Source organism: Mucilaginibacter paludis DSM 18603 (assembly GCF_000166195.2).
Classification (GTDB): Bacteria; Bacteroidota; Bacteroidia; order Sphingobacteriales; family Sphingobacteriaceae; genus Mucilaginibacter; species Mucilaginibacter paludis.
This window is the reverse complement of sequence record NZ_CM001403.1, coordinates 1,363,029-1,384,006: the sequence shown is the minus strand read 5'-3', so window position 1 is coordinate 1,384,006 and position 20,978 is coordinate 1,363,029. Positions and strand designations below refer to the sequence as shown.

The 20,978-nt window shown below is 43.4% G+C and carries 9 protein-coding genes; 4 read left to right on the top strand and 5 right to left on the bottom strand.

What is annotated here, in order from left to right; genetic code table 11:
• Positions 1-73: 73 nt before the first annotated feature.
• The 3 genes from MUCPA_RS05790 to MUCPA_RS05780 all read right to left on the bottom strand — a co-directional run bounded on the left by MUCPA_RS05790 (position 74) and on the right by MUCPA_RS05780 (position 5,488).
• Positions 74-2,149 carry a hybrid sensor histidine kinase/response regulator transcription factor gene (locus tag MUCPA_RS05790; RefSeq protein ID WP_008505023.1) on the bottom strand — a complete coding sequence of 692 codons (2,076 nt, stop codon included), beginning with the start codon at positions 2,147-2,149 and terminating at the stop codon, positions 74-76.
• 42 nt (positions 2,150-2,191) lie between these two features.
• Complete coding sequence (locus tag MUCPA_RS05785; protein ID WP_169316156.1) at positions 2,192-4,300, bottom strand: trypsin-like peptidase domain-containing protein; 2,109 nt, start codon at positions 4,298-4,300, stop codon at positions 2,192-2,194.
• A 306-nt stretch (positions 4,301-4,606) separates the two neighbouring features.
• A complete protein-coding gene (locus MUCPA_RS05780) occupies positions 4,607-5,488 on the bottom strand; it encodes a helix-turn-helix domain-containing protein (RefSeq protein ID WP_008505021.1) in 882 nt (293 codons plus the stop codon).
• Between the two features lie 229 nt (positions 5,489-5,717).
• Between MUCPA_RS05780 and MUCPA_RS05775 the strand changes: the two genes are divergently transcribed.
• Positions 5,718-7,361 (top strand): alpha-L-fucosidase, encoded by a 1,644-nt coding sequence (locus MUCPA_RS05775; RefSeq protein ID WP_008505019.1) that lies wholly within the window; start codon positions 5,718-5,720, stop codon positions 7,359-7,361.
• Positions 7,362-7,428: 67 nt separating this feature from the next.
• Here MUCPA_RS05775 and MUCPA_RS05770 read toward each other — a convergent pair whose 3' ends face one another.
• The gene (locus MUCPA_RS05770; protein ID WP_008505018.1) at positions 7,429-9,993 is read right to left on the bottom strand and encodes a glycosyl hydrolase 115 family protein; all 2,565 of its coding nucleotides are present in this window, start codon (positions 9,991-9,993) and stop codon (positions 7,429-7,431) included.
• Between the two features lie 388 nt (positions 9,994-10,381).
• Here MUCPA_RS05770 and MUCPA_RS05765 point away from each other — a divergent pair, with 388 nt between their 5' ends.
• Positions 10,382-14,584: a hybrid sensor histidine kinase/response regulator transcription factor gene (locus tag MUCPA_RS05765; RefSeq protein WP_008505017.1), complete on the top strand. Its 4,203-nt coding sequence runs from the start codon at positions 10,382-10,384 to the stop codon at positions 14,582-14,584.
• A gap of 447 nt (positions 14,585-15,031) precedes the next feature.
• Positions 15,032-18,184, top strand: coding sequence for a glycoside hydrolase family 2 TIM barrel-domain containing protein (locus MUCPA_RS05760; protein WP_008505016.1), 3,153 nt, complete (start codon positions 15,032-15,034; stop codon positions 18,182-18,184).
• A 138-nt stretch (positions 18,185-18,322) separates the two neighbouring features.
• On the opposite strand, the gene MUCPA_RS05755 is transcribed toward MUCPA_RS05760, so the two are convergent.
• Positions 18,323-19,510 (bottom strand): endo-1,4-beta-xylanase, encoded by a 1,188-nt coding sequence (locus MUCPA_RS05755; protein WP_008505015.1) that lies wholly within the window; start codon positions 19,508-19,510, stop codon positions 18,323-18,325.
• Between the two features lie 475 nt (positions 19,511-19,985).
• Between MUCPA_RS05755 and MUCPA_RS05750 the strand changes: the two genes are divergently transcribed.
• A complete protein-coding gene (locus MUCPA_RS05750; protein ID WP_008505014.1) occupies positions 19,986-20,930 on the top strand; it encodes an alpha/beta hydrolase in 945 nt (314 codons plus the stop codon).
• Positions 20,931-20,978 lie beyond the last annotated feature (48 nt).

Here is a 20,978-nt window from a genome sequence, read left to right as displayed (position 1 = left end):
AAATAGTATAAAAAATGATGAAAGATTGATGCCTCATCGTCGTTACCGGCCATGTTTAGCCTTAACGTAGATTTTATTCAGCAGTTTTTTTTAGAAAGCCCGAAGGCGACTTGCCATATTGCTCTTTAAAGCTCTTGGTAAAATAAGCAGGCGACTTAAAACCAGTAAGATAAGCCACTTCAGCTATCGAATGCTTTCCGCTTTCCATTAGCTTTATCGCTTCTTTAAGTTTAATCGCCCTGATAAAATCAATAACTGATTTGCCCGTAGCTGATTTTACTTTTCTAAACAAATTGCTCCGGCTCAGGTTAAGCGCTTCCGACATGCTTTCTACCCCAAGGCTACTTTCACAACTTAAATTTTTCAAAACATAATCAGTCGCTTTTTTCAAAAATTCCTCCTGTTCGGTATTTAAAGTTTGGTTTTGGTGGCTGAAATGACTGTCCTGACTAATAGGCGCACGAAGGTGCTGCTGCGCAGTTACCAGTTGGCTAATATGTGCCTTTAGTATATCTATACTCAGGGGCTTTGTTAAGTAAGTGTCTGCTCCCGAAGTCATACCCTGCAATTGGTCTGCAATTGAAGTGGTTGCGGTGAGTAGGATGACAGGGATGTGAGCCGTTGCCCCGGTCGATTTAATTTTTTTACATAAGGCTATACCGTTGCAATGTGGCATTAATACGTCACTGATAATCACATCCGGCAAATACCGGAGGCTGATTTCATAGGCCTCATTTCCGTTGGCCGCTTCAATAACACGGTAGTTTTCTGATAATGCTGATACCAGGTAAGCTTTTAAGGCAAAATCATCTTCGGCGATAAGAATAAGTGGGACGTTGAGTTCCTCTTTTTTAGCTTTGGGGCTACGAAGATTTAGGCTTAGCGGCGCCCTGTGACGCAAAGGTTGTATAGCGAAATCAAAATTATTAAACGGATCAATGCGCAATGGGATTTCAACAACAAAGCAGGTTTTAAGCCATTTTTCGCTGGTGACGTAAACCGCGCCGTTATGCAATTCAACAATGTTTTTAACCAGGGTCAATCCAATTCCTGCTCCTGCGTTGTGGCCCGTGGCATTTTCTGACCTTTGAAAAAAAGGGTCGAATACCCGGCTTAAATCAGCTTCTGCTATACCGCTTCCGTTATCAATTACAGCTATTCTAACTTTGGCATCGTCGGGGAGTTGTGTGCCGGTACCAGATTGCTCGATGCATAGTTGGATACTTCCGCCGTTCGATGTATAATTAAAAGCATTGCTGATCAGGTTAACTATTGCCTTTTCCATCCTGCTTTTGTCAAACCAAGCCCAAATTTCAAAATCCTCACAAACAAAAATATAATTGATTTGCCGGTGTGCCGCTTCTTCAGCAAAAATACTGAACAGATCGCTGGCAAATTGAACTATGTCGTATTGATAAATATTCAATTTAGAGTTGGTATGTCCCGGTTTGGTAAAATCCATTAATTCGTTAACCAGTTCATGTAACTTTCCGGCATTGTGGTATACAAGGTTTAGCTCTCCTTGTACCTCGTAGGTTAAACTGCGGTTTTTAATAATCTGCTCAAGCGGAGCGAGCATTAAAGTTAACGGTATGCTGAGTTCGCGGGATATGTTAAGAAAAAACTGCATTTTAGCCTTACTTAGGTCTTCCACCTGACTGCGTTGTGCATGTTCTGACCTCTGTTTTTGCGCTTGAGAAATCCGCGATAGCATTAGTTTGATCAATACCCAGGCAAGAGTAATCAACACGGCGAGGCAAAACAGGTATGCCCAGGAGGTTTTCCAGTAAGGGTGTAAATCAACCATTCTTAACAGGGCATATTGGTTTGACCGCGTAACTTTAAAGGTATATTTACCTGGATAGGGATTGATGAAGGCAGCTTTATGTTTTTTGGACGCTATGTTATTACCTTTATCATCGCGTCCAACGGTATAGGCTTGATAGTTTTGGCCAGGTGTTTCATCCAAGGCGAGCAATTGGATTAAAAAGAACGTTTGTTTAAATGCCTGATGACGTTGGCCAAGTTGTTTATTTTCAAAGTGACTTTTTACTCCGCATTGCGCCAACGCTCTTGGCTGACCGCCAAGGGCACACACTGCCAGAAATGCAATGCCAGTTGTAAATGATAATTTGCCCGACAATTTCATATCAATGGATGATTACTGGTTCAATTGGCTTAGTTATTTATATCACCTGTTTTGTACGATAAATTTGGATGCCATTTGTTTTCCCGCGCTCATCACATAGAGCAGGTACACGCCCGGCTGGAGATCAAAAAAAACTCGTGGAGCAACTTCCGACGGGCGGAAAATTACCGGGTGCTGGTGCCCTGATATATCGTAACACCGCACATCGCTGACGATGAATCCATCCGGGGTGATCATATCCACATAGTTGTTGGTTGGATTGGGGAACAAGAGCAACTGGTTTCTTGTTAAGGCAGTTGAACGGCCGTAGCACTCCGTAATACTGATAGCAAGCGAGGTGGAATAATAAAATGGATCCATTGTTTGGGTACTGTTCCACGAACCATTAAAAACATACATAGATGATGATCCTCTTTTTCCGCGGTCGGCGGCATGATAAACGGCAAATAGGTAGGCCGGGCTATTGTAATTGATTTGATAGCCGATAAAGAAACCAGAACTTACCTTCACCGCAGAATCCAATGTGATGTAATTGGCTATCCCGGCTTTAAGGTCTTTTAAAAATACGGTCTGGTGGTATATTTCTTTTTGTGGTGAATTGTTGCCTTGCCATATTTTTACCTCAATGCTTGCTGCGGGGTTTGCGTAGGATAGGCTGGCTACATCGATATAAAAACCGGGGATGAGCAAAGAAGAAGCCGTGGTGAACTTTTCGGCAAAGGCTGAAAATCCGGAAGAGTTATTGCCGGAAAGATATCCCCATTGCAGCCCCGCAGAGCTTACCACCTTTTTCTCCGTGGCCGAAATCTGGGATATGGTATCGCAATCACCAGGGTTAAAACCATACGGGTCGTAGCCATCTATCACACCGGCGCCTGAGTTTGCAGGGTCAAGGGCGGCTTTTATGCTATTTACCGAATTAAGGGATGCATCCCAGGAGGTATTCAGTTTGTTAAAAAAATCACTTCCCTGGTAGTTACAAGATGAATAGCCGCCGGTTAATGTCCCGATTAAATGGTGTTGCTGATTAAACAAAGGCGCGCCCGACGAGCCTGGTTCGGTAGACCCAATATCCCAACGCTCAACTTTCCACGATGAGTTGGGTAAATATCCCATCCCGAAACTTGCCGTGCTAATTGCATGATAGTCCAGCGCAATTTGAGTATGCTTACCCCCTGGATGATGAATGCAGACTCCATTAAGCGGAACGTTATCGCGGATGTCCCACCCGGCGTAATAGGGACTGAATGAGGGTGGGGGCACATCATTTAGCCTGAGCAGGGCATAGTCCATCCCGGGGGTACTGGCAATGATGGTAGCGCCCGATAAGCTTTGCAGCTCATGTAGCGTTGTTTGGTTGCAATTGTTTTCGTAGTTAAAAATGAAAACAGCATCGGCGGCATGGATGCTGTCAAACATGGTGTGGTACGCTGTAATCAGGTACGGTTGCTTGCCTTTTGCAGTATTACCCATCATACAGCCTGTACTAAGGGCGCCATCCGTAATAATTTTACATACCGCCTTCTTTTCGGTTTGCCAGTAAATGCCGTTTTCGCAATTGATATTTTGATCGCACAAATCAGCGGAAACACCGGTACTAACCAGGTTTGATTTTTTAAAAACACCCACCACATCATGATAAACCCGCGACAGCTGCAAATGGCCGAAATTGCTGACACCCGCAGGTACGTCAAGCTCCAGGATCAGGCTGTCGCCTGATATCGGCGGAGTAGACAATCGTTTAAAAGCTTGGTTTGTTGATGTAATACCGCCTCTCAGTTGTTCCAGTTTAGGGCTGTAAACAAATAGGCGGGCACCATTTATCAGATCAAAAGTTTTAAAGTTTAAGTAAATGGAATAAGCCTTGGCGGATCGGATACCCAATCGCCACACGGAGCCGGCGGTGGTTGTTTCCCATACACCTGCGTTTGCCGGCGTTATGGCTACTTCGGTACGTTCTGCAAATTGAAAAGCTTTTACCGGTATGGAGTCTGGTTGGGATTTGAATGCCGACGTATTGATAAGAGCCGTATCTGCGGTTATGGTTAAAAAAACAGGCGACCTTTTCAGGCCGGCCAATACACTAAACGGAATGCTGCCATCACCTGTTTGACAAAAAGCAAGGCTATTGACGGTCATTAAAATGAGCATCAGAAAATAGCGCAATACTAATTTTGGCGTAGCCGGTAATCCAATCCACTTTTTTTTTAATGTAATGGAGCTCCGGCCCTGGCATACTTTAGTAAGCAGGACTGGTAAAGCAGTAAACATGTTTCAGGAATTATAATTCAGGGTACCCAAATTAACGAAGTATCTCAATAACAAGATGGAACGAATGTCCAAATCAATGCTACATATATTCATAAATATAGATAGATATTTTTTTTACTGCCTGTTTTGATATTCGTTTTCTTGTCGGGCGTAGTTTATCAATTGGTTTGCATAAACGGACGCAGGTTATTTGGCCGCCATAAAGTTTCGTTTTTTATAGGCTGTGGGTGTTAGCCCTGAATTTTTTTTAAATGTGCGCGAAAAATGCGAAAGGCTTTCAAAACCTGTTGATTCGGCGATGGCCGAATAGGTGGCCTGGCTGGTACTGATGAGGTATTGCGCGTGCTCAACCCGCTTTTGATTAATAAACTGTAGCGGCCTTGAGCCGGTATATTGTTCAAACAATCGTGAAAAATATTCAGGGTTCAGATTAATTCTTTCTCCGAGAAATTTAACCGACAAGGGCTTGTGCAGGCTAACAGAAATAAAATTAATGGTCTCTAATATTTTGTCAGGGATATAGTCCGGTTGTTTTTGTATCAAAAATTCAGGAGCCACAAACCTGGAGGTCAGTTGGATCAGGATGCCTTGTGTTTCCAGGAAATCGGACATATTTTGGTTATTATTCAGATCCTGATATTCTTTATAATAATTATTTTTTTCGTATATTTTAGGATTGTCCGACCGGTTGATTCCACGGCCCGGGTTAATTTCCACTAAGCGCTTAAAATTAATGATGTCGATATCCCTTGCAGGCACCGTTAGAATTGAACGGATGTTTGAAAATAACGATATTCCGTTTGACGATTCTTCAAAAAACTGTACGAAAAATTGACTCAGGTGTTCTGTACATTTCAGGCTGCACATAGTATAGCTGGGTATCATATACAAATGCCCCCGCTCAAGTTTGAATTTTTTTTGAAAATGAGATATTTCACCTTCTCCTTCGTTGATGTAATAAACGCGATGGTAAGGGCTGATCACATTGGCGTAATTCCATTTAGGGCCAAGTTTGACATGATCTGTATTGAGTAAAGAAAAATTATAGTTAAGAATCCGCTTGATCATGATGGCATCTAACGAAGATAATGAAAAGTCTGTTTTGTGCAAAAAAAAGTCTGATTGTGTTTAATTTAAAACAAAAGTGGCGCGTAGTTTTGGTTTATAAGCATAGTTGCCAGTATGGCGCCGTGTAACCAATTATCCATGCTGATCAGGAATCTTATGTCATATCAGGAAAGTATGACATAAAGAAACTGTCGGGTTAGGTTTAAAAACGTATCATTATCAATAAATTATGAAAAGAAGAACATTGATCAAAGGCGGGCTGGCCGCGGCATCATCTTTATGGCTGTCAAAATCATCTGCAAATAATCTTTTTCTATCCGGAGAGGGTGTTAAGGCTGCAGGTCCGTTTCAACCCACCTGGGAGTCACTCGCTAAATACCAGGTGCCCGATTGGTTTCGAGATGCTAAATTTGGAATGTGGGCACATTGGGGCCCCCAATGCCAGCCTGAACGTGGCGACTGGTACGCGCGGGGCATGTACCAGGAAGGGAGCGATCAATATAAATATCACTGTAAAAAATATGGGCATCCATCCAAATTCGGCTTTAAGGATGTGATTAACGAATGGAAAGCTGAGCGGTGGGATCCGGAGGAACTGGTATCGTTATACAAAAAAACCGGTGCGAGGTATTTCATGGCACTGGCAAACCATCACGATAATTTAGACTTATACAACAGCAAGTATCAAAGCTGGAACTCCACTAAAGTTGGCCCCAAAAAAGATTTGATCGGTGGCTGGGCAAAAGCGGCAAAGAACGCCGGTTTACCTTTTGGCGTGAGTGTGCATGCGGCACACGCCTGGAGCTGGTACGAAACCGCGCAACGAGCAGACAAGAACGGGCCGCTGGCAGGTGTTCCTTACGACGGCAAATTAACAGCTTCCGATGGGGCCGGAAAGTGGTGGAATAAATTTGATCCACAGGAACTGTATGCGCAAAACCATGCCCTGAGTGAAAAAAGCGATATTGATGGGACGATACACAGGCAGTGGAACTGGGGTAACGGGGTTTGCCCGCCTTCAAAGGAATACTGCGAAAAATTCTATAAGCGGACCATAGAGCTGATAGATAACTATGAGCCTGAATTTATCTATTTTGACGATACCGCATTGCCCTTATGGCCTGCAAGCGATGCGGGCCTGCGCATAGCTGCGCACTTATACAACACCAATTTAAAAAGGCACGGAAAGCTTAATGCCGGCATTTTTGGAAAGATACTGGATGAGCAGCAACGTAAATGTATGATATGGGATATTGAGCGTGGGCAAAGCAATAAAATTGAGCCGGAGCCGTGGCAAACAGATACCTGCATTGGGCAATGGCACTATGACCGTAGGGTTTACGAGGAGAACGGCTACAAAACCGCTAAAACAGTTATCCATACGCTTGCTGATGTGGTGAGTAAAAACGGTAACCTGATGCTGAATGTTCCATTGCGGGGTGATGGATCCATGGACGAAAAGGAAAGAGCCGTGGTAGACAATATAGGGCAATGGATGCAGGTTAACAGCGAAGCTATTTATGGTACCCGCCCGTGGACGGTTTTTGGCGAAGGCCCGGCTATCGAGTCTGCAGCACCATTAAGCGCACAGGGTTTCAATGAAGGGAAAGGTAAACCATTTACCGCCGACGATATGAGGTTTACCTCCAAAGGCAAAACATTATATGCCATTCTTTTAGGATGGCCTGCAGACCATGCTGTAACTATCAAATCGCTTGGCGAAGGTGTGCGGCAGCCGGGTAGGGTAAGCCTTTTAGGCCATGGCGGAAACCTTGTTTACAGCCAATCTGCTCAAGGCCTTAAAGTAACTATGCCAGAGCAGGCACCCTGCAAAGATGCCTTTGTGCTGAAAATAGAAGGGTTAATAGGTTAGGTCTCAAGTTAATTGCCTTAAATAACTTGTAAATAAATATGAGCTATAGTTAGTGCTGCAGGTAATACTATTCCGGCGGCCCTAAATAGCTCGGCTTTAATCCGCCGGAATCAACAATGATTTTTTCCAGCACTACAGCGGGATCGATCATCCAATATTTAAGGATGTGTGCACCTGGTTTGGTAATATGGTGCCTGGTGGACAGCTTCCTGATGTTGTTTGATACGGTTTTGGACCAATCTCTGCCATCCACCTTTGTTGTAATGACTACCTGCTGCGGTACTTCGTCATCTATTGATATGGCGTAGAAAAGCCCGTCGCCTTTTCTAAAATCTAATGTGGGCGAAATATAGCAGCTAACGGTTACTGTACCGGTGTCTTTGAGGTTGATGTTGTATTCCAAACGCGGGCTCATGGCATCCGGTTTAACACGTGGTGCTGTTACCGGCCAGGGTGTAACGCCTGAAAGCGTATTACCATAGTCTGGAATAACCATCCAGCTAATTCCGCCTGATCCCTCAATAGCGCGGCTGTAATGCGCAGCTTCTATGGCGACATAACCGCGGCTATCTGTATAATCAGCCTGTTGCACGCTTGCGCCAGTTTTACGGTTCGCTGGCAATAAAGCCTTGTTTAAAGCACTGTCTGGTTTCAGTATGGTTAAGGCAGGTATTTTATTATTCGGGGGCTGCTGCCAAAAAGTGTAACCGATATGCGTTTGGTCCATCATATGATTCCACTTGCCACCTGCCAGTTTGGTATTATAATAGGCCGATATTTGTTGATCTTTTTCAAAAAGACTTTTTACCCTTGCCGCAGCCGCGTTAGCTTCCATGGCATTTCCCGCTTGGGCGTAATACTTGTTTTTTGCTGTTTCATAATACATTTCATTCAAGTTGGCACAGGCTTGTATGGGGTGTAACACCAATTGATAAAAGGCATCCTTATCCTGTGCAGGTAACTTTTTATCCAAATCTTCGGCCTCTTGTTTTAGCTCGTTATATTGGTTAACAACGCTTCCAAACTCGTTGTAGTTGGTTAAGCTATAGGTGTTTTCATTTAATAATTCGGGTTTGCAGCGGGCATTGTAACGTGTGTAGCGTAAAAGCATGCCGGCAATTTGGCTGGCGTATTTTAACCCAAATTGCTGTGCTGCCCAGTCTACCGAATATTGATGTAGCTTTTCGGCGGGCCAGCGGTCGGGATTCCATGCATAATCCAGGAAAAAACTGATTGGATATTCCATCGGTTTCAGGTCACCTACATTCACAATCCAAATCTGGCGGGCGTTATAGGCATATGCCAGGTGCATTTGTTCCCAAGTTTTTGCAACGGTGTTGGTATTAAGCCATTTGTAATTTCGAGGCCCCCCAACGTAGTCAAAATGGTAGTAAATACCATATCCGCCTTTTCGTTGTTTGTCGGTGAGAGATGGAAGCTTACGGATGTTTCCCCAGTTATCGTCGCAGAGCAGCAGGGTTACATCGTCGGGCACGCGCATGCCTTTATCGTAGTAATCCTGTACCTCTTTATACAAAGCCCACATTTGAGGTACCTCCGCCGGATCCTTTTTTAAAACATCCCCAATAATCGTCCGCTGGTCTTTAACAATGTTTTCCAGCAAGGTAATATTACTGCTCTCGCTCATCGGCATATCACCATCTCCACGCATGCCTATGGTAACTATAGTTTCTTTGGAACCCATGTTTTCAATCCCTTTGCGCCAAAACGCCTGCAGGTTATCCTTATTAGTTTCATAGTTCCAATCCCCTTTGCCATACCGTTTCCATTCTTGCTGTGCTCTGTCCATGGGTTCGTGGTGCGACGTGCCCATCACAATACCATACTCGTCAGCCAGCCTCGGATTTGCCTTATCATCATCGTTAAATGCATTTCCCCACATGGCAGGCCATAAATAGTTCCCCTTTAACCGGAGGATTAATTCAAACATTTTTTCATAAACCAAGTGGTTTACGCCACCAAATTTTTCTTTGGCCCATCCGGAGAAGGCAGGAGCTTCGTCGTTGATGAAAATGCCCCTGTATTTAACTGCCGGTGTTCCGTCGGTGTGCGGCCCGGGCTCAACAAAGAGGTTTTTTTTAATTTTCGGACTTACATCTGCCCACCAATACCATGGCGATACCCCAATCTGGGACGACAAATCATAAACGCCGAAAATTGTTCCGCGTTTATCGCTACCGGCGATGATCAAAGCGTTATCAATGCCCGGAAACGGATTTGCTACCGTCTGCAAAAGATAAGTTTCCCACTTGCCTGCTATAGCGCTTGCATCGAGCTTTTTTTGCTTCACAAGCAGATCAATCCATTTGTTTTTACCGAGTGTGCCAATGATAACAACTTGCTTTCCTTTAAGGCTGATAGCAGAATCCGGCATTGAGCCGGTAACCGAATGTATATCCTTAATTAAATTCCGGCATGCAATCCTTACACCAGCCCAATCATTTTGGCTAACTACAATTACAGCTGCTTTTCCTCCGGATACTAATGGGAAGTATCCTTTTTGATTTTGCTCAGCGATGTATGAAGCGTGCCCGGGCTGCTGTGCGGTGGCCGGCAATGAAAAAAAGTACAGCGATAACGTAAATATCCCCCAAAAGTATTTTATGGTCATGATTTCAAAAGTTTAATTGGTTATACCAAGGCTTGCATATAGCACATCAATCCCTGGGTGCCTCAGTTGTTTATTGGTAATGATGTTTTAATTATTTTTACTATCATTCAGTTATTATTATTCGAATTATGGTAAGATTAGCACCAACCATGAACATTAAACTAACTGTTGGACAAAAAACTATTGGCGTAAACAAAATAAAAGGAATAGTTAATTTAATGCAACCGATTGCTATGTAATTTTTTCGATACCTGTGGCTAAATCGGTTGATATATAAAATATATGATTAATTAGGATTTGTAACCGATTGCTTTTTTATATTTGCGATAGAATACCAATTATAATAACCAGCGGCAAGCCTATTTAGCTGTTGATAAATACCGTACTTATGCGAAAATCCTGGATAGAAGTTTTGTTAGTATGTTTTTTTGTGTGCTGTTCGGGCGTGGCAGCCATGGCGCAAAGCAACATCAACTTTACGTCTCTTACTGTAAAGGAAGGACTGTCGTCCAATACAGTTTACACGATGATTAAAGATCGGCATGGAGTAATGTGGTTTGGGACAGCCAACGGTTTGAACCGGTTTGATGGAACAAATTTTACGGTATACCGGCATGATGCGAACAAGATCAACACATTGCCAAGTAACGAAGTGCTTTCGTTATTTGAAGACGGTGGAGGTGAAATTTGGATCGGAACTGTTGCCGGTGGCCTCAGTTATTATGATCGGGCAAAAGATAGAATAATGCATTATAAGGGCGACGGAACCTGGCCAGAGTTGAATCATATTTCTGCGAGAGCAATTCTAAAAGACCATCAAGGTAAATTATGGGTTGGTACCTACGGCGATTTTCGTTCCATTGATATCAAAACCGGCCATGCTACGCGCATGTTCACGCAGATCGCAGGGAAAAGCAATGATGATGCTTTTGTAGTGTTATCTCTTTTTGAAGACAGTAAGCATCAGTTGTGGATAGGTACCAACAATGGCTTGTTTTTATATAACGGGCAAAACCGGCCGATCAGGAAATTTATCAATAATCCTTCCGATGCGTCAAGTTTATCAAACAATGTGATCAAAGATATTGCCGAAGATAAGAACGGAAATTTGTGGTTTGCTACCCTCGGCGGGCTAAATCAAATGCGCTCAGATGGACATTTTAAAGTATATAAACACCGTAATGATTCTGGAAACAGCATCAGTAGTGATGCAGTATTCACCATACGTCCGGATAACGATGGTAAAATGTGGGTGGGTACCGAAGATGGGCTGAATATTTTAAATCCGGCCACGGAATCTTTTCAACTTTTGCAGCCTGACCCGAGGAGTGCGTTCAGCCTGAAAAGTAAATCCATCCGAAGTGTTTTTATAGATGCAGCCGGTATTTATTGGGTAGGTACCTATGGTGGTGGCTTAGCTAAATACAATAAAAATCTGGCCTTATTTAACCTCAAGCAAAGCAATCCTTTTGATGTGTCTGGGTTAAAATCTCCTATTATAACATCGTTTGCTGAGGCAGACGATGGATTGGTTTTTGTAGGTACCGATGGTGCCGGAATAGTAGTTTTTAACCGAAAAACGGGCTTATTCAAATCTTTCAATATCAGCAGCAGGCTGCACCAGCCTGGCTCCGGAATAACGATACTAAGATTGTTTATTGATCATAGCGGTTTTTTATGGGCCGGAACTTACAATGATGGGCTTTTTCGCATCGACCGGCGCAATGGCCAATATGAGCAATTTACCGCAGGGACTGATGTGAATGGCCTTAACAATAATAACGTGACTGCTATAGCAGAGGACGGAACCGGTAACCTGTGGCTGGGTACGTTAGGCGGCGGAGTCAATGTTTTCAATTTTAAAACACATAGTTTTACGCACTTTAATAATACATCCGTTTCAAGTCAATTTAACAAACTCCTCCCTCTTAATAAATTTATTAATTCGATTGTTAAGTCGCCGGGCGGAGATATGTGGATAGCTTCCGCCGGAACAGGCGTGGCTGTATTCAAACCCTTAACCAATAGCATTATCCATTATACCAAAGCCAAAAACGCTTTGCCTGACGATGGGGTTGCGAGCTTGTTTTTTGATCGCGATGGCTTACTTTGGCTGTCTACGGATGGTGGCATGTGTTCTTTGGATGAAAAATCGCAAAAGGTAACCAGCTATACCGAGAAAGATGGTTTGGCTAATGGCATGGTGAAAGAAATTCTTGAAGACAAATCAGGCATCCTTTGGATAAGCACCGACCGAGGTATAAGCTCTTTCAATAAAAACACCAGGAAATTCAGGAATTTTGATGCAGAAAATGGTGTTCAGCAAGGCTCGTTTTCAATAGGCGCGGCAATGCGGGCAAATAACGGAGATATATATTTTGGCGGAAGAGATGGGTTTAACTTCTTCAATCCATCTGCTTTACCTCAAAATTATAGTCCGGGGCAAGTGCTGCTAACCGATCTGAAAGTAAGTAATGAGTCGGTTATACCCGGAGAGGACGCGCCAATAAATCAACAGATTGCGGTGTCAAAAGAAATTAAGTTGCACTATGGCCTCAATTTTTCAATAGGTTACGTCGCTTTAAATTACACGGCACCCAAGCAAAACCAGTATGCATACAGGCTGGTTGGCTTTGACAAAGAATGGAACTTTGTGCATAAAGGCCGGATGGCTAATTATACCAACATTGACCCCGGAACTTATACATTTCAAGTTAAAGCCAGTAATGATGGCGAACACTGGAGTTTGCCGCCAACGGAGATCAGGGTGGTTATTCTTCCTCCCTTTTGGCGTACCAACTATGCTTATGCGGCTTATGTATTGTTTGCGCTGCTATGCCTGTTAGTGTTAAGGCGCAGGGGGATTCAAAAGATTCGTAAAGAATTTGAAATTCAACAGGAAAAATTAAAAGTTAAACAGCTGATGGAACAAGAGCGCCGGGAAGCTGAACAATTACATGAACTCGATCTTTTAAAAATTAAATTTTTAACCGACCTCAGTCACGAGTTTCGGACCCCTATATCCCTGATTTTAGCTCCGGCAGAAAAACTGCTTGAGCGAAAGCAGCTTACCCCAGAGGCACAGAACGACGTCAGGATGATTAATAGGAATGGGCGGCGCCTCTTGAATATGGTGAATCAACTACTGGATTTTAGGAAAATGGAAGAGCAGGAACTCCATATCCACCTGGAGCCCGGAGATATAATAAATTTTATCAGGGAAACCAGCGATTCTTTTCAAGATGTAGCTTCCGGAAAACAGATTTTATTTTTAATAGAAAGTAACTGCAACTCCTGGCAAACTTGCTTTGATCACAATAAACTTGAACGGATAATTTTCAACTTATTATCCAACGCATTCAAATTTACCCCATCGGGCGGAAAAGTTAGTTTATTAATTGAAGTTGTTGATATTTTGGGATCTAATCCGCATCTGTTGATGTCGGTTACCGATACGGGCATCGGAATTCCTCCGGAGTGCCTTACACGTATATTCGACCGTTTTTATCAGCATCAAACCAGTGCGGTACTTAACCAGGGAACCGGGATTGGTTTATCCATCACCAAGGAATTTGTTGAACTTCATGGCGGGCATATTTATGCCGAAACGGTATCTGAAACAGGGGCGCGCTTTGTTGTTGATTTGCCTGTACCCCCATCATATGAAAAGATGACCGATACCGGTATGGCCTTGCAACCACCAACAGAAGATTTTGCAGAAAACGATGCTGTTAAGCCTGAAGCCTGCACCATAGCACATCATGGAGGAGAGGCTGAATTGGAAACACAAACTAAGGATAGAAAAATAACGGTGCTGTTGGTTGAGGATAACGATGAATTCCGTTCCTACCTTGCAGATCATCTTAAACAATATTACCATATCATAGAAGCTGTGAACGGCAAAGAAGGTTGGCAAAAAACACTAAGCTCCCATCCACAGCTTGTTGTAAGCGACATTAATATGCCCGTGATGACAGGCATTGAATTAAGTAAAAAAATAAAGGATGATAAACGCACATCACACATACCGGTTATTTTACTTACTGCCATGACGGGGGAAGAAGACCAGTTAGCGGGATTAAAATCAGGGGCGAGCGATTACCTCTCTAAACCTTTCAATTTTCAAATCCTGAATACAAAAATCGGAAATCTTCTTGATTTGAACAGGAACCTGAAAGATACTTACTCAAAGCAGATACAGCTTATTGGGCACGATATGATTACCGAATCCGGCAATTTAAAATTGTTGAACTCCATTATGAATTATATCGAAGCGAAATTAAGTGATTCAGACCTTTCGGTAGAGGATTTAAGCAGGCATGTTGGAATGAGCAGAGGGTCGCTGTATTACAAATTAATTGAGCTTACCGGTTTATCGCCAATTGAATATATCAGAACTATAAAATTGGAGAAAGCTGCAGCATTGTTGGAAAACAGTGAGTTAAACGTAGCGCAAATTGCTTACATGACCGGATTTGGCACGCCGAGCTATTTTTCAAGAATGTTTAAAAATAAGTACGGCATGGTACCTTCGGAGTATTTGAACTTTAAACGTAACGGAGGTAAATTTGCTGCCGTGCCCGTAGGTTGAATTCTGTTTGGGTGAGGTTTTTTACGCAAATTTGATTGTCAATTTTTTGTTTTCCGGTATAGCATGCTGTTGACTTCAGTTAATGATCATCGTAACAGGGGTAGGCGTAACAGATGATAAACATTTATGCTCTTATTTTCTGCATTTGTGTTACCGGCGTTAAGCAATTAGAATATAAATTTGAATAGTTTCAACTGTTCAAAGGATAAATTTATTTTCTTATGCTCAAAAATTGATCAGATAAAATATCTTTACTGCTAATCCTCCGCCGGCCCAGAAGAAACAACTAAAGATAAAGTTGAAGCAGGCCACGCGGGCCTTTATTGCAAGTGTATTTTAAAGGCAGGAGGCAATTCTGCAAACATTTAAGGTATGGCGGGCATTGTTTTACCAGGGATGTTTTGAAACGTAAACCAATTTATCTGAAGATTATAAACCAATGTACCTATGCTCAAACCCAAGTACAATTTACTAACTATTTTACTTTTTGCCTGTTTAGCCCTGGCTGCAGGATCGGCAACAGCGCAAACATCTTTAAAGCCCGGGATTGATTATCCTGCCGAAATTGAAAACCCGGAGTTAACCGGCATCAATAAAGAACCCTACCATGCCACGTTGATGCCCTATGCCGACTTAAAGGAAGCTTTGCTGGCCAACCGGCACGCTTCGTCATATTGCCGTGTTTTAAACGGCAATTGGAAGTTTAATTGGGTTCCGAGCCCGGAGAAAAGGCCGGTTGACTTTTATAAACCTGATTTTGATGTGACCAAATGGGCCGATATACCGGTACCCTCAAACTGGGAAGTGCAGGGTTATGGTACCCCATTTTACCGTAATTTAGGATACACAATTAAAAAGGATTATCCGCGCGTAATGAGCGAACCACCCAAAAACTACACCGCTTTTGTTGAACGTAACCCGGTTGGCAGTTATCGCCGCGACTTTGACGTGCCTGCTGAATGGGATGGAAGAAGGATTTTTATCACTTTTGACGGAGTAGACAGCGGATTTTTTTTGTGGATAAACGGAAAAAAAGTTGGGTTTAGTGTGAATAGCCGTAATGCGGCAGAATTTGATATTACCGATTATTTAAAGCCCGGTAAAAATACCCTGGCGGCAGAAGTTTATCAGTATAGCTCGGGCACCTGGCTGGAAGACCAGGACATGTGGCGTTTGCATGGTATTTTCCGTAACGTTACTTTATGGAGCTCTCCGCAAGTCCATATCCGGGACTTTTTTATTAAACAAGATTTGGATAAAAACTATCGCGACGCAACGGTTGAAGTTGTTGCCAAAATAAAAAATTATGGCGATAAGGCAGGTAAGGCGCAACAGTTAACAGCAACGCTGTTTGATAATAAAGGGACAGAAATTGCTACACGAAGCATAGCGGGTAAGTCGCTCGGTTCCAAACAAGAGGAGCAGCTAACGATCCAATTTCCAGTTGCCGACCCTGCAAAATGGACTGCCGAGACCCCTAATTTGTATACTATGGTGTTGAAAAGTACCGACGGTGAAATCCTATCTCAAAAAATAGGTTTCCGCAAGCTCGAAATCAAAGGGAGGATATTCACGGTGAATGGCGTACCTATTAAACTTAAGGGCGTAAACCGGCATGAACACTGGTCGGACGTAGGCCATGCGGTAACAGAAGAGCAGATGATCAAAGATCTGGAACTGATTAAGCAGGGCAACTGTAACCACGTGCGTACCTGCCATTACTCGGACGACCCGCGTTGGTATGAGCTGTGCGACGAATGGGGAATTTGGCTGGTTGCCGAGGCCAACATGGAGTATCATGGCTACGACAGGTTTTTTGACGAAGAGCCAACCATCAAGGCAGCTATTGTTGACAGGAACGTTGCCAATGTAGAAAACTTTAAAAATCACCCCTCCGTAATTATCTGGTCGCTTGGTAACGAAGGTGGCATTGGCGGCACTAACCTAAGAGCGGCGATGAGCACAATTAAAGCAATCGACTCCTCTCGCTTTGTACATTATGAGCGTTTTGGAATCGGAAAGAATAATCCGGCAGACCTTGATGGGAGAATGTACGGCACTGCCGACGATTATATTAGAATAGCCCAGAACAAAGAACTTACCAAACCTTTGTATATATGCGAGTTTGTACATGCGATGTTTAATTCGATGGGTTCGTTGGATGAGTATTCGGCGGCATTTGATAACTCGCCCGAAATTTTGGGTGGCGCCATCTGGGAATTTCAGGATCAGGCGTTGTGGAACAAACGCAATCCTAACCATCCGATACTGGCTTACGGAGGCGGTTTTGGCGAATATCCTAATGATCATTACTTTATCCATAAAGGCGTTGTTGCATGGGATAGAAAAACAGTAAAGCCGCACTTCCCCGAAATGAAAAAAGCTTTTCAATGGATTAGTACGGATTTGAGCGAGCCTTCGGCCGGAATGATCCGGATCAGGAACAAGTTTCAATTTATTTCGCTTGATGGATTTGATGGCTCGTGGAGCTTAACAGAGAACGGGATAGAAATAAATCACGGAGATTTCAAAGTACCCGGCATACCGGCAAGAAGGGAGGGGAGAGCCTTTATACCCTATAAAGTTGAACATCCTAAACCGGGAGCCGAATACTATTTGCGGATATCCTTCACACAAAAAAACAGCACCTTGTGGGCTGCCAAAGGTTTTGAAGTAGCTTCAGATCAGTTTAAATTACCTGTTAGCACCTTGCCTGTTGTAGAAAAAAACATAAACCAGCCACTAACGCTAACCCAGACCCCACAACTGATAAAAGTTGCAGGCAACGGTTTTTTTGTAGTTTTCGATAAGCAAAAAGGGGTTATGAGCCAGCTGAATAAAGGCGGCGTGGATATTTTAACCGCTGATGGTTTCCCCAAGGTTAATTTGTGGCGCGCTGCGCATCGTAACGATGATATGTGGGCCTACGCCACATGGGAGAAATATGGGTTGACTGATTTGAAATATTCGCTGGTTGACATCAAAGTTCAAGCCACCGACCGGTTTAACGTGAAGGTAATCGCTACGGTTAAAGCCGAGGGCAAAGAGGGCTTTAGCGTTTACCACACCGCCACCTACGTTATCAATGGTGCTGGCTCTGTTAAGGTTGATAACGACTTGAAATTTGTGGGCATGCAGATCAACTTAGCACGGATAGGCGTTAGAATGCTGTTCAATAAACATTTAGATCATATGAGCTACTTTGGCAGGGGGCCGTTTGAAAACTATTCTGACCGTAAAAGCGCCTCCGATATAGGCATTTATAGCCTTGATGTAAACGATCAGTACGAATATGAAAAACCCATGGAACGCGCCAATCACGAAGAGGTAAGATGGGCCAAGTTAAGCGGCCAAAATGTGCCCACCATTTTAATAAAAGCAGATGAACAGCTGATGCAGGTTTCGGCATTACCCCATACTGATGAACAAATGCATCCGGTTGAATATAAGATAGACCTTCCGCCGAGCACGGCAACAGTTTTTTGTTTGTCTACCAAAACTATGGGTGTTGGTTCGGCAAGTTGCGGTCCGCGGCCTTTGGATAGGTTCCAGGTATGGTCAAACCGTACGCAATTTGTATATACGCTGCAATTACTTTAAATAAAATCACTTATAAAAAAGCCGGACCAGGATAGCATTAAGTCGCTATCCTGGTCCGGCTTTTTTACTTTAGGTAAGTTTCGGATTTATACTGTTACTTAGAAACGGAATCCGGCAAAGGGCTGTAAGCTAAGCTCACTAAAAATTAACCACCGACCAGTAGGCCTTCTTTCGTTGTAAATTTTCGTCAAATAACAAAGGATAAGCTTTACGAACAATCCTTGGTGTATTTATGCTCGCCGCCGCGCCCCCTGCTAAGCCCCCGTTCCTAAAGTCAAGCCAGCTGTACCGGTCAGAAAGATTCCAAAAAGTAACGCTGGTAATCACCTTTTTGTAATCCCTGAATATTTGAAATATGGATTGATAACGATCAGCCTGTAAACGTGCAATTCTTTCAGTATAACCTGAGTCTACAGGCATGGTAGCTGCCGTATCCGGTGGGCGGTTTGTTCTGGGCCTTGGCTCGCGGATGGTAACATCAAGCTCAGTGATTTGGATTTTTAATCCCAGCGAGGAGTACCGGTCTAAAGCCGTCCTGATCAGATCGGGGCTCGGATCATTCAATTTCCAGTGTCCTTGCAGCCCCACACCGTCTATAGGTACTTTGGCATCCTTTAAATTTTTGAGCAGCCGGTATATCTTTTCCCTTTTTGAGGGATCTTCGCTGTTATAGTCGTTGTAATAGAGCGCTGCCGTAGGATCTGCCTCATGGGCATATTCAAAGGCTTTCGCCAAAAAATCCTCGCCGCATATCTGGTACCATAACGAATTGCGAAGGTACTTTTCGGGGCTATCATCTATGGCTTCGTTAACCACATCCCAGGCGTAGATCTTACCGCGATACCGCTTAACAACCGTTGTGATATGATCTTTAAGGCGCCTTAGTAGTACTTCCTTGCTAACCAGGGCACCGGTACTGTCCCTGAACATCCAATCCGGTACCTGCGTGTGCCAAAGTAAATTATGACCGCGTATCTTAATATGGTGGCTCACGGCAAAGTCCACAATGGCATCTGCATTCTTCCAGTTATATTGCCCTTCCAGGGGATGGATCACCGAGATCTTCATATCATTTTCGGGAGTGATACTATTGAATTCCCTGTTAATCAGTTCGGCCTGCTGCCCATTCAAAGCAGCCATGTTAACGGCAACGCCTATCGGGAAGTAATTTTTATAGTAATCCTTTAATCCTTTCTGCTCCTGCAAACCGGGCTTACCCGGCCCGGTAATTTTGGGGCTGGAACCGTAGTTTATAAATTGGAGGCTGAACAACGCTGTCAGCACAGTTAATAACATAATAATAAAACGTTTTGAGGTTAACTTCATATGGCTTGTTTGCAAAATGTGATGATTGAAATTGGTTAACTTAGGTGTAGACAAAGTAAGGTGATTACTCAGTGATTTAGTTGTCGTTTTGTTTAAAAATATGCACCATAAGTTTATCAGGACAGCTAAATAAACATTTTTGTTTTTTCATCGCTTAAATGCAGTTCTTGTAAGCGGGGGTATCCCCTGTGGGAATACAGAGCGATTTTGGGCAGGTAAAATTGATGTTAAGTGCCGGTAACATGGCGTTCCATATGCAGGTTAAACATTCGTTGTATCAAATTGGTAAAATGTCACACACTCACTTCGCCAGTGTGCATACTTTCGTAGTGCCCGTTATACTTGGTTATAAGCCATATAAAACAAATAGTAAATACTGTTGAGTTTAGCCAGCCTGAACCCGGTTTGTTAATGATTTGTATTCACAAACGTATTACAACGGAGCAAAAGTTAACGAGCAAAACGTCAGCCGAAAATGTTTTATCCAAATTACCTGCGCATCTTCAGGATGCCTTTCATTTATGCTCAACTGCTGATGGCGGTATTTTTGAGGCCGTTTGCTTCTAAATCCCAGGATACAGTTAGCCTGTATTCAGGGAAAATACCAAATGCGAGGCCGGGGTATTTTAAAAATCCTCCAGCAAAGGCCTCAGCAGGAATGGTTTACTTCGTTAACAATCCTATACTGGAAATTTATCTTCCCGAAAAGTCGACAGCTACGGGTGCGGCGGTTATTATTTGCCCGGGCGGGAGTTATAAAGTACTTACCTACCAGGCCGAGGGTGTAAGAACAGCAATGGAACTTTCAAAACGTGGCATAGCGGCTTTTGTGCTTAAATACAGATTGCCTGATGATTCGCTGATGATTGATAAAAAAACAGGGCCTTTGCAGGATGCGCAACAAGCAATCAAAATAGTTCGCGAGCATGCTGCAGCCTGGGGCCTGGATGGAAAAAAAGTGGGAATTATGGGTTTCTCCGCGGGCGGTCATTTGGCTGCCACAGCGGCAACTCATTTTAAAACTGCGCTGATTGAGAATGAAAACCATACCGACTTGCGACCGGCTTTTCTGATTTTGGTTTACCCGGTAATTTCCATGCAGCAAGAGTTAACCCATGCCGACTCACGCAGAAATTTACTTGGGCCGACGCCATCCAAAGAAACAGTTGATTACTTTTCAAACGAGTTACAGGTTAACCAGGAAACGCCTCCCACTTACATTACACACGCCGGTGACGATAAGCTGGTAGACGTGGATAACAGCATTGTATTTTATGAACGGTTGCGGCATGCCAACGTTGCCACGGAACTGCATATTTTTCCGAAAGGTGGTCATGGATTCGTTCTGGGGCAGCGTCCTGAGGAATGGATGCCGCCTATTTTTAAATGGATGGCTAAAAATGGTATGATAAATCCGTGATACTGAAAACAACCTTATTGCCTGGCGAATAAAGATATGGCCGGCCGG